Here is a 14,420-nt window from a genome sequence, read left to right as displayed (position 1 = left end):
GATCGTCCGGTTCAGAATCGGAACAGGACTTTGGTGACCACCGCGGACTCGCGATGGAGACGGGTGAAGGCGTCCGGTGCCTCCGCCGCTGGTGTTTCAAACGTGACTAGCCGTGTGAGGTCGACGTCCCCCTCGCGTACGAGGGCGAGGCAGGCGGCGAAGTCGGCTGCCGTGGCGCCCCGGGAGCCCACCATGGTGAGTTCCTTGCGCTGCAGCATCGTCTGGTCGAAGTTGGCGCGCTGGCTGGAAACCCCCACCTCGACGACGCGCCCCAGGGTTGCAGTGTGCTCCACCGCGGCCTCGAAGGCGGCTGCCGCACCGGCGGCCTCGATGGTGACGTCGAAGCCGTCTCCCCCGGTCAGCTCCGCCACCCGTGCGGACATCTCGTCAGCGTTGGCGCTGTTCAGGCCACCGTCCAAGCCGAACTGCTCGACTGCCCGGTCCAACTTCTCCTGTGAGATGTCGGCGATCCAGGCCTCGGCCCCGCGGCTGCGTGCCGCCACGGCCGCGAGGATCCCGATGGCGCCGGCCCCGAACACAAGGACCTTGTCCCCGGGCCCCACCTTCCCCTGGGTGACGGCGTGGTGGCTGATCGCGAACGGCTCCACCAGCGCCAGCGCCCGCGGGTCGATGCCCGTGCCGTCGTAGATCCGCTCGGTGGGCAGGGTGAACCAGGTGGAGAAGGCGCCTTCGCGCTGCACCCCCATCGTCTGGTTGTTGCGGCACGCGTTGGGCTTTCCCAATCGGCATCCCCGGCAGGTGCCGCAGGCGAAGTAGGGCAGAGCCGTCACCAACATGCCGGGGCGGATGCCGTGCGGGTTGTCCCCCACCTCCACGACCTCGGCCGAGAACTCGTGCCCGAGAGTTCTCGGGTAGGAAACGTACGGGGAGACGCCACGGTAGGAAGCCAGGTCGCTGCCGCACACCCCGCCGTAGACCATCTTCAGCAGCGCCTCACCTGCGGCAGGCGTGGGCTTGGGGGTGTCTGCGACCGATACCTGGAACGGCTCGGTCAGGACGATGCTGGGCACTGTTGCCTCCTCAGCTTGCTTTCGCGGTGAGCTGGGACGAGGGCATGTGGACCTCGTTCAGCAGTTCTTGACGGAAGGTGAATCCCCACCCGGCACCTTCGCGTGGGCGGGCCAGTCCGTCCTGGATGACCATCTGGTTGTCAATGAGTCCATCGATCCAGTCAAAGGACTCGGCGCCATAGGCGTTGGACACGGTGGCCAGCAGCGGGACGTCGTAGTCCTTGTAGTAGTGGGGCAGCACCGGGATGCCGTGCGTGGCCGCGAGCGCCGCGGACTCGCGCCAGGCCTCCACCCCGCCGATCCGGATGATGTCGGGCTGCCACAGGTCGATGGCCCGACGGTCCAGGAGCTCGCGCAGGCCGATGCTGTTGTACTCCCGCTCCCCCATCGCGATGGAGATCTGGGTGCGGTGGCGCAGGGTGGCGAAACCTTCGTAGTTGTCGCGCGCAATGGGCTCCTCGAACCAGCGGATGCCCAGCGGTTGGGCGGCGTGGCTCAACTCCAGCGCACCGGGCACGTCCATGCCCTGGTTCGCGTCCATCATGATGCCCAGTTCCGGGCCGACGGCGTCGCGCACGCGGCGCAGGCGCTCGATGTCCCGCCCTGGCTCGGATGACCCGACCTTGATCTTAACCGCCCGGAATCCACGGGCCTTGTAGCCCCGGACCTCCTCGAGCAGTTCGTCGTCGGTGTAGGAGAGCCAACCACCGCTGCCATAGACCGGGATGGGGCGGTTGTGGTTGCCCAGCAGCCGCCACACAGGCTGGCCCAACTGGCGCCCCCAGGCATCCCACATGGCGACGTTGAGCGTCGCCAGCGCCCAGCGCTGCAGCCCCTCGATCCCGAAGTACTCAGACTCGGCCTCGTAGTCCCGCTGGACCTGGAGGGTCTCGTGGACCTTGTAGTCCCGCGGCAACGTGAACTCCACCAGATCCGCGAGGGCGCCCTTGACGGCCTGCTCTGAATAGTGGAAGGACAGCAGGTACCCCTGCCCGGTGACGCCGCCGGCGGTCTCCACCTCGAGCACGAGGAACGCGATCTTCGAGATGTCATGGGTGGCATCCGAGATCGCCCTGGAGATGCTCGAGGTGGCCTCGTAGACCCGTATGTCTATGATCCTGCTTGTGTCCACAGAACGCCTTCGTCCTTCAGTCGGTGATGTGACACGGTTGATGTATCACCAGATACTAAGTACGTCCTGTGATGTGTGTCAACCGATTATTGAAGTAGCTTTGCTCCACACCCCTAGGAGGAGAAGTCGTGAGCACCACGCCCGCCGGGGGCCTGGCAGACCAGGCCTACGAACTACTGCTGGAGCGCATCCAGTCCTGCGCCTACCTCCCCGGCCAGACCATCTCGGAACAGGGCATCAGCGACGAGACCGGGATCGGGCGCACCCCCGTTCGCGAGGCGTTGCAGCGGCTCCGGCGCGAGCGACTGGTGGTGGTGTACCCGCGCAAAGGGATGCAGGTGGCCGCATTCTCGGAGCAGAGCGTCACCGAGCTCTACCAGACCCGCCGCCTGCTGGAGCCCGCCGTGCTGACCCAGTACATCTCCACCTACCCGAAGCGGGAACTCTTCGACCTGCGCCGCCGATTCGAGGAGCTGGGCGACGGCGAAACCGAGGCCCACTACCACCTGGATGTCGAGTTCCACTGCTTCCTGGTTGCGGTGGTGGACAACTCCATCCTCACATCGCTGCACCAGGGCCTGATGCGCCAGCAGTTCCGCCTGGCCATGTATGCGGCGTCGCTCGGCACGTCAGACCCGAAGCACAACCTCCCGGAGCACCTGGCCATCATCGACGCCACGCTGCGCGAGAACGCCACGGCGGCCACTGACGCCCTGATCTACCACCTGAACCACTCCCTGGCAGCCTCCCTGCGGTCGCTCGAGTACGTCAGGCGCAACCCCAACCTGGCCGACCCGCCCGGAAAGAACTGAGACGAATCGCTGGCCACGGCTCGGGGTGAGCGCTATTATCATCAGACCATTGATCACCTTACGAAGGAGTGGTGAAGGTCATGAGTGTTGCCCCTGTGGCACAGGAGAACGCTGAACTGGATGCTGACGGGATGCTGGAGGCGTTGCGCACCAGCCTCTACACCCCGGTGGTGGGCGACATCCTTGACGCACGTGGCCTGGCGCACCAGTTCCTGCCGCCGAGCGTGATGCCGCTCCAGCCCGGGATGAAGGTGGCCGGCCGCGCCATGACGGTGCTGATGATCGACGTGTTCGGGCCGCAGAAGAAGCCCTTCGGCCGCCTCACAGAGGCACTGGATGACCTGCGTCCCAACGAGGTCTACCTGGCTACCGGGGGCACGCAGCGCTGCGCCTACTGGGGAGAGATGCTCACGGCAACGGCCCGCACACGGGGCGCGGTGGGCGCCGTCGTCAACGGCTACCACCGGGACACCCCGCAGGTGCTGGAGCAGGACTGGCCCGTTTTCAGTTGGGGTCCGTGGGCACAGGACTCATCCATCCGCACCCAGGTGGTGGACTTCCGTTGCCGCATCGAGATCGGTGGCGTGCAGATCGACGACGGCGACATCGTCTTCGGCGATCTGGACGGCGTCCTGGTGATTCCCTCGGGCATCGCGCTGTCCGTCGTGGAGGAGGCCATGGAGAAGGCCTCGCAGGAGAAGCTGGTGCGCCGGGCCATCGAGGGCGGCATGACGGCGACGGCCGCCTTCGCCAAGTACGGGATCCTGTGATGCCTGCCAGCGACTGCGTGGCACCCGATCCGTCCGCACCTGCGGCGTATGTGGTCTCCGCGGGGGACACGGTGGCCACTGCCCTGGAGGAGGTCCCACCCGGACCGGTGCGGCTCCGGGGCGCGATGGAGCACGTCGTCACGGCAGGTGAGACGATCCCCCGCGGCCACAAGCTCGCCCTGGTGCCGCACAAGAGCGGAGACCCCGTGGTCAAGTACGGGATCACCATTGCCGAGGCCAGCGCGCAAATCTCCGCTGGCGCCTGGGTCCACCTCCACTGCGCGCGGAGCCTGTTCGACGAGCGTTCCGCATCCCTGGACCCGGTCACCGGAGCACCGCAGGACGTGAACTATGCCTGACCAGAGCGTCGCCGCACCCGAGGAGCTGACGTGGCTCGGCTACCAGCGCCCCGACGGGTCGCTGGGAATCCGCAACCGTGTCCTGGTTGTCTACACGGTTGAGTGTGCCCACTTCGTGGCCGACGAGATCGTCCGCGCCTGCGCCGACAACGACGTCGAGGTGGTGGGCTTCGCAGGCTGCACGGACAACGAGTACGCCATCCGACTGCTGGGAGCGCTCCTGCGACACCCCAACGTCGGCGCGGCGCTACTGGTGGGGCTGGGGTGCGAGTACCTGCAGCCGGACAAGCTGGCAGCCCTGGCCGATGAGACGGGGCGTCCCACCACCTGGTTCCGGATCCAGGACCACGGCGGCACCACCTCCAGCATCGAGCACGGCGTGGCGGCGGTGCGGGAGTTGCAGCAGGCCATCGCAGCCACCCCACGGGTGCCGATGGGACTCACAGATCTGGTGGTGGGCGCCGAGTGCGGCGGCAGCGACTTCACGAGCGGCCTGGCGGGCAACGCTGTCGTAGGCAGCTTCTTCGACGTCCTCGTCGACGCCGGCGGCACAGCCATCTTCGAGGAGATCGTGGAGGCCATCGGCCTGCGCGCGCAACTCCTGGCCCGCGCCCGCGACGAGGACGCCGCGTCGGACATCGGCGCAACCTATGACAAGGCCCTGGAGTACTGCCGCTCCGTCAGGCAGTACTCCGTCAGCCCGGGCAATTTCGCCGGCGGCCTGACCACCATCGAGGAGAAGAGCATGGGTGCCGTGGTCAAGAGCGGCACCCGCCCCATCGAGGGGGTGCTCAAGGTGTCCATGCCCGTCCCCCACCCTGGGCTGTGGCTGCTCGACTCCACCCCGGACCCCCACTTCATGCAGTTCGGCATCACCAACCCGAACGACAGCGAAGGCCTCATCGACCTCATCTCCTGCGGGGCGCACATCCTGCTGTTCATCACCGGCCGGGGTTCCGTGGTGGGTTCACCCGTGGCACCCACCATCAAGATCACCGGCAACTCCCAGACGTTCGAGCGGATGCGTGAGGACATGGACTTCGATGCCAGCATGGTGCTCACGGGGCGGCAGACACAGGCCCAGGCCCGCGATTCCCTGCTCGAGCTGGTGGCCGGAACTGCTGCGGGGCAACTGACTCGAAGCGAGGCGCTGGGCCACAAGGAGTACTGCATCCCGTACAAGTACCAGGTGCCGACGGTGTCCTTCGCGCCCGCCTGCAGTTGACCATCACACCAGGAGTTTGAACATGACAGTTGGATCCCCCTTCTCACTCGACGGCATGACGGCCGTGATCACCGGTGGAGCCACCGGGCTGGGGCTGGGCATGACGGAGGCCTTCGTCTCCGCTGGCGCACGCGTGGTGGTGCTGAGCCGGAACCCCTCGGACGAGTTGGCCCGCTTCGGGGATGCCGTCCACCACATCCCCTTCGACGTCACGGACACCGCTGCAGCCCCCGATGTGGCGGCCATGGTGCAGGAGCGTTTCGGGCCGGTGGACGTGCTTGTGAACAACGCCGGCAACCACCGCAAGAAGCTGGTGGACGAGATGACTGTGGAGGACTTCACAGACGTACTGGACGTCCACCTGGTGGGGGCGTTCGCGTTGAGCAAGGCATTCCTGCCCACCATGCGGTCACGGCGTTCGGGTTCGCTGCTGTTCATCGGCAGCATGACCAGCTACATCGGCATGCCGGCGGTCACCGGCTACTCGGCCGCCAAGTCCGGCATCCTGGGCGTGATGCGGGCCCTCGCCGCAGAGGCGGGCCCGGATGGCGTTCGGGTGAACGCGATCGCACCGGGCTGGATCGACACGGCGATGTTCCGCAAGGCCACCGACGACGACCCGGAGCGGCTGAGAAAGATCCTGGGCCGTACCCCGATGGAGCGCGTGGGCACGCCGTCGGACATCGGCCTGGCCGCGGTCTACCTCTCCAGCCCGGCGGCGAGCTTCGTCACCGGCGTGTGCCTGCCGGTGGACGGCGGCGCCCTGGTGGGATTCTAGGTGGTGGCCTCGGCGCGGGCACTGAAGCCCTGGCGGTCCTGGCCGATGCGCTGCAGCGTGAACCCCACCACCGCGCGCATGGCCGCGGCTGCCTCGTCGGGCAGGCAGCCCGTGATCGCGGCGGCGACGGCGCGGTGAAGCGGGATGCTGCTGGCGACGTCGTCGATGCTGGCGGCCTCGGACCGGAAGCTGTCCTGGAGCACGACGTCGATGGCGTGCCCGAGGGAGCGGAACAACTCGTTGCCACCGGCCCCGAGGATGCCCGTGTGGAATCGGGTGTCCGCCTCGATGAAGCTTGCAAGGTCGCGGTCCCGCACGGCATCCTCCATGCGCAAGTAGTGGTCCCAGATCTCGGAGCGCTCGTCGGCGTTTGCGTGCCGGGCGGCCAACGCCGCGGCAGCCGGCTCGATGGCCTGCCGCAGCTCGTTGAGCTCCACGATGGTCCTCTCCCGGTCCTGGGCGGCGGACCAGCGCAGCACGTCGGGGTCCAGGTTGTTCCACAGGTGCCGGGGCCGGATGCGCGTTCCGACGCGGGGGCGCACCTCGATGAGCCCCTTGGCCGCGATGGACTTCATCGCCTCACGCAGGACGCTGCGGCTCACACCGAACATTTCACACAGCTCCGGCTCGATGGGCAGCACCGGGTTGGCGCTCTCCTGCTGGAGCACCATGCGCCCGACTCCCTCCACCACGTCACTGTGCATCATCCGAGCGCTCCCTCGTCCATTCCTGCATTCGACCGTGGCCGCTGCCACCTGTCAAGCCTGCTGCACCGCACCCCCGCAAGGAGACAAACCCCATGAAGATCACCAAGGTCGAGACCTGGCTCGTGCACCGGGAGGAGAGCCTCTTCGACGCCAGCCGCGAGGGCGGCGCCCCGATGGACTGGGACGTCCTGGTGCTGCAGCTCCACTCGGACACGGGCGTGGTGGGCACTGCCTCCTGTCTCGCCGCGCGTGGCGGCGTGGTGCCGGAGGCGTTGATCCACGACACGATCGCCCCCATCATCCTGGGCCGGGAGGCCACTGACAGGGAGGCCATCTGGCACGACCTGTGGAACGTGAACCGCCACCTCGTCTTCTTCCCGCTGTACCTGCCGGGACCCATCGACGTCGCCCTGTGGGAAATGGCGGCCATCGATGCCGGGCTGCCGCTGTACCGCTACCTCGGAGCCAGGCGTGACCGGTTGCCGGTATATGCCAGCGGTCTGTTCCACACCTCTGTCGACGAGTACGTCACCGAGGCCCTGCACTATCAGTCCCGGGGCATTCGCGCCTACAAGGCACACCCCCCTGGCCCCTGGGAGACTGACATGGAGGTGCACGAGGCCCTTCGTGACGCCGTTGGACCGGACATGGTCCTGATGAGCGACCCCGTGGGCGAGTACACGCTGGATGATGCGCTAAGGGTTGGCCGGCACCTTGAAAAGCTCAACTACCGGTGGCTCGAGGAGCCCTTCCGGGACGTCGAGACCTACAAGTACACCGAGCTGTGCCGGCAGCTGGACATCCCGATCGCGGCCACCGAGACCACTGCTGGCGCACACTGGGGCGTTGCCCAGGTGATCGCCCAGCGGGCCGCAGACATCGTGCGCGCAGACGTCAGCTGGAAAGCCGGGATCACGGGCACGATGAAGATCGCCCACCTCGCAGAAGCCTTCGGCCTGAACTGTGAGATCCACACCACCACCATGGGGCTGATGGACATGGTCAACGTCCACGTGTCCTGCGCCATCGGCAACTGCGACTGGTTCGAGTACTTCGTCCCCGAGAAGGCCTTCCAGTTCCCTGCCAAGCATCCTCTGCCAGTGACTGAGGACGGTTTCATCTCTCCGTCCGAGGCCCCGGGGATAGGGGTCGAGGTTGACTGGGATGCGGTGGACAAGGGCTGCGTCTCACACCGGGTTACCCACCCCTGAGCTTGACCTCAGTCTCGTCCGTAGATGTCTCGGGTGTAGATCTTCTCCGCCACGTCGTCGAGCACCTCGATACGCCGGTTGGCGATGATCACATCAGCGCGAGCCTTGAACTCCTCCAGATCACGCACCACCTCAGAGTTGTAGAACGTGTCCTCGGCCAGCTCCGGCTCATACACGATCACCGGGATCCCCTTCGCCTTGATCCGCTTCATGATCCCCTGGATCGCTGAGGCCCTGAAGTTGTCCGAACCCGACTTCATCACCAACCGGTACACCCCAACCACCCGCGGCTGACGCTTGATGATGTCAAAAGCGATGAAGTCCTTGCGCGTGTGGTTCGCATCCACCACCGCCGCAATGAGGTTCTGCGGCACGTCGGAGTAGTTCGCCAACAACTGCTTGGTGTCCTTCGGCAAGCAGTAGCCCCCGTACCCGAACGACGGGTTGTTGTAGTGCGAACCGATCCGCGGATCCAAACCAACACCCTCAATGATCTGAGCCGTGTCCAACCCACGCGAGGCCGCATAGGTGTCCAACTCGTTGAAGTACGCCACCCGCAACGCCAGATACGTGTTCGCGAACAACTTGATCGCCTCGGCCTCCGTCGCATCAGTCAACAACACCGGCACATCCCTGGCCTCGGCACCCTCAACCAACAGGTCCGCAAACCCACGACCCGCCTCCGAGCGCTCCCCCACCACGATCCGCGACGGGTACAAGTTGTCATACAACGCCCGACCCTCACGCAGGAACTCCGGCGAGAAAATGATCGACGCACCCTCGTGCCGCTGCTTCAGCTCGGCCGTGAACCCCACCGGCACCGTCGACTTCACCACCACCACAGCCGCCGGATTCACCGCCAACACCGCAGCCACCACCGACTCCACCGACGACGTGTCGAAGTAATTGTGCTGCGGGTCATAATCGGTCGGCGTCGCCACCACCACGAAGTCGGCCTCCGCATACGCCGAAGCACCATCAGTGGTCGCCCTCAGGTCCAGGTCCTTGTTCGTCAGGTAGTCCTGCAACTCCACATCGATGATCGGCGAGACCCGGTCATTGATCTGCGCCACCTTCGCCGCATTGATGTCCACGGCCGTCACCTGATTGTGCTGCGCCAGGATCACCGCATTCGACAACCCCACGTACCCAGTACCAACCACGACGATCTTCATCAAAGACTCCAGTTCCTAGTGCTGACCCAAAACAAGACTGCCGTCGACAGTGGATAGACCCTCCGGTTGACCGTACCGGCGGTGCCTGACGGTTCATTGTCCCTGACAACTGCCACCTCCACAGACAGATCAAAGGTCTGCTGCCCGAAGTGGGATACATCGGAACTGACCCTCATTGTGACGGGGGGCCGCTGAGAGAAGGCCAAGACACCCCACTCTGTCCCACCTGAACCCCGAGTGCACGGTGGGTATCAAAACGCAACGAGGAGGTGTCCCTCGGTCGAGGTGGACGACCATACTGGTTCCTCCTATTAGGACCGCATGAGAGTGACCGAAGCTTCCCTTGTCCGAGTTGACTTTCGCTCGCGTGGCGCCTTCCGCGGTCTAGAAACCCAGAAAGCTGCTGCTGCCGCGATGACAGGGAATATAATGCTTGCCTGAGCGATGGGACTCCGATAAGACATAAACGCGAATACAGTGATCAGCGCCACCTTGATCGCACGCCCCTCCAACGAGACTGCTGGCACATAGTGCAACACGACAAGTCCCATCATTAACACAGCAGGAATTATCATCGCCGCCACTAGGCCAAAGTTCAGGTACGCCTCGGTATAGAGGTCGGGTGACGCAGTGAATCCGCGGCTCTGACCTGTGATCACTCGATGAAACTCAACCGGAAAACTCGCTCCACTACCCGGCAGGTAAGCCTGAAAGGAAACCCAATAGCTATAACCACCCATGCCCCTAAACACTTCGCCCGCTGGTCCATAACTAGCGGCTGGGACCTCCACCTGCCCGAGGACAATACGCTCGATAAGGTTGAGGAAACCAAACCACACCGCCGAGACAAAGGACGAAACGTCCTCTTGGCTACGTGCTTGTAGAGCGCTCAGCACTGCACCGGCTGCTACTCCAACCCACACAAAACGAAAGACGAGCTTCCTTGGCACTTCCTTCCCTGCCTGCCCCAATGCGACTATCCCAGCCAACAGAACGTACATCAGAGGCCACCGTTGGCCGGCCGCAAGCGAGGTCACGATCGCAGCAACCATCGCTACGTCAGTTGCCCTCGATCGCCCATTGACTAACCGCTGGAGGAGCGCGTACGCAAAAACGAGTGGTGCACCGAAATTCCTGAATGTTTCCCATAGGCCCTGGAGGGGGATATATGAGGCCCCCGCCGTGACATATGGATCCCGAGCCAAGCGTGCGGCCTGCAAGGACCCCAAGCCCTCGAGGCCCCCAGACGCCACATCTCGAACTGCTTGAAAAAGTGGGATGCTACCCAGCAGAGCGAAGTAGATCCATGCAGGTCCCAAAACGCAAACACACAAGATCGCTATTCGGAAAGTTGGACCAGAGGCATCCCCACCCACCTCTTCTTCGATCTCCGCAGGGGCAGCCAAGCGCGAAGAGGGGGTCCGACGGGTGCCCGCTTTCCACACCCTGAGCCCTTGGTTCATCACGAGATGACCAAGAAAGGCCACAGAAGTAGCAACGAATAGCCCAAGCGAGGTAACCAACAGTCCTTCACTCGCGGGAGTGCCATCACGCCATCCATCCCGGTGGTAGAACAACAAGTACCCGAGATTCAGAAAGGCCACACTGATCAACAGGAACCATCCCGCTGGGTTGGCAATTGAATACTTCACCAACAGTCGCGCTGCGACAATCACGGCAAACGCGATCGCGACGATGGCGAAGATGCCAACCATCAGACCCTCCCTACTGGCCCAGTTCGTCGTTGCGCTGCCTTCGACGAGACACGAGAGGCAGCAAAACGCCTTCCGTCTCCTCCACCACACGCCCCCAAGACAGATGCTCTGCGGCCCAGCTGGACAGTTCCACACGCTTCTCAAGAGGCACCGTGACCGAGCGCTTCAGGCAATCATTCAACTGCTCAGGATCGTCGTCAGAGTACACCCACCCTGCCGGACATTCCCGAACCGTCCGACGCTGCCCGGCGGTGTCCGATGCTACTACAGGCACCCCCAGCATGAGGCTCTCAGTGACCTTGAACGGCAAACCGGCGTATCGGTTGCGCTCCAAAAGGCTGCTCTGCGCACTCACTGTGACCGACGCTTCGGCCAGTAGAGAATGCAGGCTTTCCCGTTCCAATCTCCCCTTGTAGGTCAGGAGCCCCTTAGCCGCTGCTGCTTCAACCTCTGGGGTCATTCTCCCATCTCCTACGACCACCAGATCGTACTCAGAAGGCCAACTTTCTAGCGCTCTGGCACGTAGGAGCACATCGATTCCTTGCCAAGAAGAGAAGTCCCCAAAGTAGAGCACAAAGCGATCACCGTTCGCTGGCCTGACGTTTCTTGACAGTCTGGCAGGCGCCCCATTTCGTATCACCCGGACATCCGTGCGGCCCGACAATTCCTCAAGGTATCCGGCCAGCCCATCCCCCACCGCTATGATTCCCGAAGCTGCCCTCATATGCCGCTTCGCTATCCACGTGAAGATCCTCCGCGCCGGTCGTAGCAGCCTATGCGCCGCAACAATATCGGAGGGCGGCCCATTGACCTCCAGCACGAAAGGAGTCTTGAGGATCCGGCACCACACTATAAGAAGTGAGTCAAGTACGTGCCAACGAAAGTAGACCACGTCCGAGCCCTTGATCGACTTCAAGGCCGCAATGTTCGATCGCACTAACCGCGCGATCCCCTTCGGGCCGTCGTGCGATGCCCACCGGCGTGTGACAGACCACCCACGCTTGGAGAGGCCCTCCGCGATGGCCGTGAGGTGCATTTCTGCTGCTGAACCAGGGCGCGGCGGCTCCGTGCTGATCGAGAGCAGCTGGCGCTTCTTATCGTAGGCTGCGCCCGAACTACCTGCCATCTCTGAACCTCCGGAAGACCTCCACGAATTTCTGCCTTGAGCCCAAACTCTCGATGACCGCGCGCCGCAGCGTCTCTAGATCTTCCTGGGCCGACGCGAGGTGGCCCTCGCCCCCTTCCCTCGGTCGTGCACTGTCACTGAGCTCTTCACAGATTTGTGACTCCGACATACCCGACGCATCCTTAGACACCCCTCGCCATCCAATGGCTTCAAAGTGCTTCGAGAGCTTTCCGGTAGGGGCCGCCACCAGTTCGACAGGTACTGCCCCAGCAAGTACGCCGAGAACCAGCACGTGTAGACGATCTGATAGCACCATCCTTGCCCGTCCATACTCCTCAGTACACGAGAGCTCCTGCGCCCTTGGGCTTGAATCGTCCCACGCCACATGTCGTCCACCGAGTCGCTCGGCCATTTCGATGCTCCGCGCCTCATCATCCAAAACCTGAGCGACCGTGACTATTTCAAGACCACTCTGGCGCGCGTAGGCCCTAACACCGCCCTGCCAGGCTTCGGATGGGAACGGCCGATCGCCCCGGAGACTGACCACCAGTTGAGTCCGATGTCGACCCGGCATGCCAGGGTCGACCTTCTCGGAGAATCCTAGGTCGGGCGTGACAACCCCCACCCGGAAGAGATCACGGCTCTCTTGGTTTCGCCACAAGACGATCGAACTCAAGCGGCACGACAAGCGATGCAGCCAGAGCGCAATCGGGTTGACCCTCTGTTGGCTACGCACCGCCCGCGGAGCACGGACTACAGCGCCACCAGCAATCCTCGTGGACAAAGTCATCACCAGAAAGGCAATCTCGTTCAATACGTCCCGCGTAGTCAAAGACACCTCCCCAGGGTCAAAGACCAGAATGCGCCCGCGTGGACCCAAACAGACTTCGAAGAGCCATCCCTTAAGCCTAGGGGCCTTGTAAAGGGTGTCGGTCGCCCTGAGGCCACATTGGGCGACCCAAGCATCAGACCCCCTGCCCACATAAGCACGCAGCGGCCCGACTTCACGCATCCATCGGATGATGATTCGCCGAATCACCTGATCACCGATGTTTCCGAAGTCTCCGAGTGCAGATAGATACACCGGCCGAGGCTTATTAACCACCGCTTTCACCTTCCCGTCGAGCATCAAACTTCTTGGCACAACGCCATAGGACTATGAGCATATAAAGGTACGTCAAGGTCATCGCCAAAGCTACCAGCACGCCTAGGAAGAGGACTCCGCCATCAACGAGATACCCAGTGACAGCACCGGCACCAACGGCTGCCACGCGAATCAACTGGGTTCGTAGAAGCAAGCCCTCTTGGCGGAGCACGGAGAATACAGGCAGGGCCGGGACGGTAACGAATTGCATGGCAAACGGTATCGCGAAGATCGCGGTCAGCGAGCCAGCCAATTCCCAGCCGTCCCCTAGGAATATTGGAATGACGATGGGCCCAAGTGTCAGTAGTCCCACTCCGACTGCTGCGGCCAGAACCGACAACTTTAGAAACATGGAGCGAAGGACTGGGGTAACCTCTGCACCCTGCCGAACCGAGTCAGATACCCGGGCCATGACCAGCTGCGCCATCGCTTGTCCCATGAACGTTGACGGCGCCCCAGCGGCCCGTTGCGCCGCAGCCGCTTGGCCTGCCGGAGCGCTCCCGTACGTCAAGTTTGTGGCCACCACAAGCATCTGAGTGGACGTGTTCGAGACAACACCGGAAATCACAGCATGCAGGGTCCTCCGCCGATCCCTATGTTCCGGCATAGATCTCCCGCTCTCGGGCCGCCCTATCGGGCGGGTCGTTATCAAGACCGAAGCGAGACGCCCAAACGCAAACCCACCGGCCAATACAATGCTGGAAGGTGCCACAGCCGCGCCCAGTAGTTGCAGCAACATGGCTATCAATCCACCCAGAGCATTTCGCCAGGCCAGGAGACGAAGTCGCCCCTGACGTATCAACATTGCGTTGTCAACTGAGATCCACGAATAGGCCCAAAGGAGCAGGGCCAGCTCCGGCAAGGCGTCACACGTCTGTGGGATGAGCAGCGCGCCCGCAAGGACGGCACCGCACACGCCGGATGTCACGATGTTAGCCAACCTGGTTCGCTTCTTAGCTTCCGCCAAATCCGCGTACGCCGGGATTACGTGCTCGACGCGGAGAGTAAGGACCGGCTGCAGGATGAGCGCAAGCGCCATAGCGGTTCCGTATACACCGAAGGCCTCGGGTCCGTATGCCCGCGTGATGACCGGTAATGAGGCCAGCAACGCCAGCTGCCCAACTACGTTTCCGATCACTACCTTGGAGGAGTCCGACTTTGCAAAATTCCGCAGCCATTGTAGAACCCGATTGTTGGCACCGTGTTCACTCATGGTTGTCGCGATCCTACGCTTT

General features: G+C 63.5%; 13 protein-coding genes. 6 read left to right on the top strand and 7 right to left on the bottom strand.

Annotated elements, in window-relative coordinates; all coding sequences use genetic code 11:
* Positions 1-11: 11 nt before the first annotated feature.
* Together ACYU7G_RS07095 and ACYU7G_RS07090 are read right to left on the bottom strand one after the other, a co-directional pair.
* Positions 12-1,031, bottom strand: a complete 1,020-nt coding sequence (locus ACYU7G_RS07095) for a zinc-binding dehydrogenase (protein WP_461106216.1) — start codon at positions 1,029-1,031, stop codon at positions 12-14.
* A gap of 10 nt (positions 1,032-1,041) precedes the next feature.
* On the bottom strand, positions 1,042-2,163 hold the full coding sequence (locus tag ACYU7G_RS07090; protein WP_461106214.1) for a mandelate racemase/muconate lactonizing enzyme family protein: 1,122 nt from the start codon (positions 2,161-2,163) through the stop codon (positions 1,042-1,044).
* A gap of 128 nt (positions 2,164-2,291) precedes the next feature.
* Here ACYU7G_RS07090 and ACYU7G_RS07085 point away from each other — a divergent pair, with 128 nt between their 5' ends.
* The 5 genes from ACYU7G_RS07085 (at position 2,292) to ACYU7G_RS07065 (ending at position 6,107) form a co-directional block, all read left to right on the top strand.
* Positions 2,292-2,975 carry a GntR family transcriptional regulator gene (locus ACYU7G_RS07085; RefSeq protein ID WP_461106212.1) on the top strand — a complete coding sequence of 228 codons (684 nt, stop codon included), beginning with the start codon at positions 2,292-2,294 and terminating at the stop codon, positions 2,973-2,975.
* An 80-nt stretch (positions 2,976-3,055) separates the two neighbouring features.
* On the top strand, positions 3,056-3,745 hold the full coding sequence (locus tag ACYU7G_RS07080; RefSeq protein ID WP_461106210.1) for an RraA family protein: 690 nt from the start codon (positions 3,056-3,058) through the stop codon (positions 3,743-3,745).
* A complete protein-coding gene (locus ACYU7G_RS07075) occupies positions 3,745-4,104 on the top strand; it encodes a UxaA family hydrolase (RefSeq protein ID WP_461106208.1) in 360 nt (119 codons plus the stop codon). The genes ACYU7G_RS07080 and ACYU7G_RS07075 overlap by 1 nt, the downstream gene beginning before the upstream one ends.
* Positions 4,097-5,329 carry a UxaA family hydrolase gene (locus ACYU7G_RS07070; RefSeq protein ID WP_461106206.1) on the top strand — a complete coding sequence of 411 codons (1,233 nt, stop codon included), beginning with the start codon at positions 4,097-4,099 and terminating at the stop codon, positions 5,327-5,329. Before ACYU7G_RS07075 ends, ACYU7G_RS07070 begins: the two co-directional genes overlap by 8 nt.
* Before the next feature lie 22 nt (positions 5,330-5,351).
* Positions 5,352-6,107 carry an SDR family NAD(P)-dependent oxidoreductase gene (locus tag ACYU7G_RS07065; protein ID WP_461106204.1) on the top strand — a complete coding sequence of 252 codons (756 nt, stop codon included), beginning with the start codon at positions 5,352-5,354 and terminating at the stop codon, positions 6,105-6,107.
* Here ACYU7G_RS07065 and ACYU7G_RS07060 read toward each other — a convergent pair.
* Positions 6,104-6,814, bottom strand: coding sequence for a FadR/GntR family transcriptional regulator (locus tag ACYU7G_RS07060; protein ID WP_461106202.1), 711 nt, complete (start codon positions 6,812-6,814; stop codon positions 6,104-6,106). The two genes, ACYU7G_RS07065 and ACYU7G_RS07060, sit on opposite strands and share 4 nt — an antisense overlap.
* A gap of 92 nt (positions 6,815-6,906) precedes the next feature.
* Here ACYU7G_RS07060 and ACYU7G_RS07055 point away from each other — a divergent pair, with 92 nt between their 5' ends.
* Positions 6,907-8,025: an enolase C-terminal domain-like protein gene (locus tag ACYU7G_RS07055; protein WP_461106200.1), complete on the top strand. Its 1,119-nt coding sequence runs from the start codon at positions 6,907-6,909 to the stop codon at positions 8,023-8,025.
* A gap of 8 nt (positions 8,026-8,033) precedes the next feature.
* On the opposite strand, the gene ACYU7G_RS07050 is transcribed toward ACYU7G_RS07055, so the two are convergent.
* The 4 genes from ACYU7G_RS07050 to ACYU7G_RS07035 all read right to left on the bottom strand — a co-directional run bounded on the left by ACYU7G_RS07050 (position 8,034) and on the right by ACYU7G_RS07035 (position 14,398).
* Positions 8,034-9,200 carry a nucleotide sugar dehydrogenase gene (locus ACYU7G_RS07050; RefSeq protein ID WP_461106198.1) on the bottom strand — a complete coding sequence of 389 codons (1,167 nt, stop codon included), beginning with the start codon at positions 9,198-9,200 and terminating at the stop codon, positions 8,034-8,036.
* 1,725 nt (positions 9,201-10,925) lie between these two features.
* Positions 10,926-11,951 (bottom strand): glycosyltransferase, encoded by a 1,026-nt coding sequence (locus ACYU7G_RS07045; RefSeq protein ID WP_461107254.1) that lies wholly within the window; start codon positions 11,949-11,951, stop codon positions 10,926-10,928.
* A gap of 79 nt (positions 11,952-12,030) precedes the next feature.
* Positions 12,031-13,170 carry a hypothetical protein gene (locus tag ACYU7G_RS07040; RefSeq protein ID WP_461106196.1) on the bottom strand — a complete coding sequence of 380 codons (1,140 nt, stop codon included), beginning with the start codon at positions 13,168-13,170 and terminating at the stop codon, positions 12,031-12,033.
* Entirely contained in the window at positions 13,139-14,398 is a 1,260-nt protein-coding gene (locus ACYU7G_RS07035; RefSeq protein ID WP_461106194.1) for a lipopolysaccharide biosynthesis protein, read from the bottom strand. The genes ACYU7G_RS07040 and ACYU7G_RS07035 overlap by 32 nt, the downstream gene beginning before the upstream one ends.
* Positions 14,399-14,420: the final 22 nt, after the last annotated feature.

The sequence above is a fragment of the Tessaracoccus terricola genome, assembly GCF_054776555.1.
This window is presented reverse-complemented; position numbering and strand designations above follow the sequence as displayed.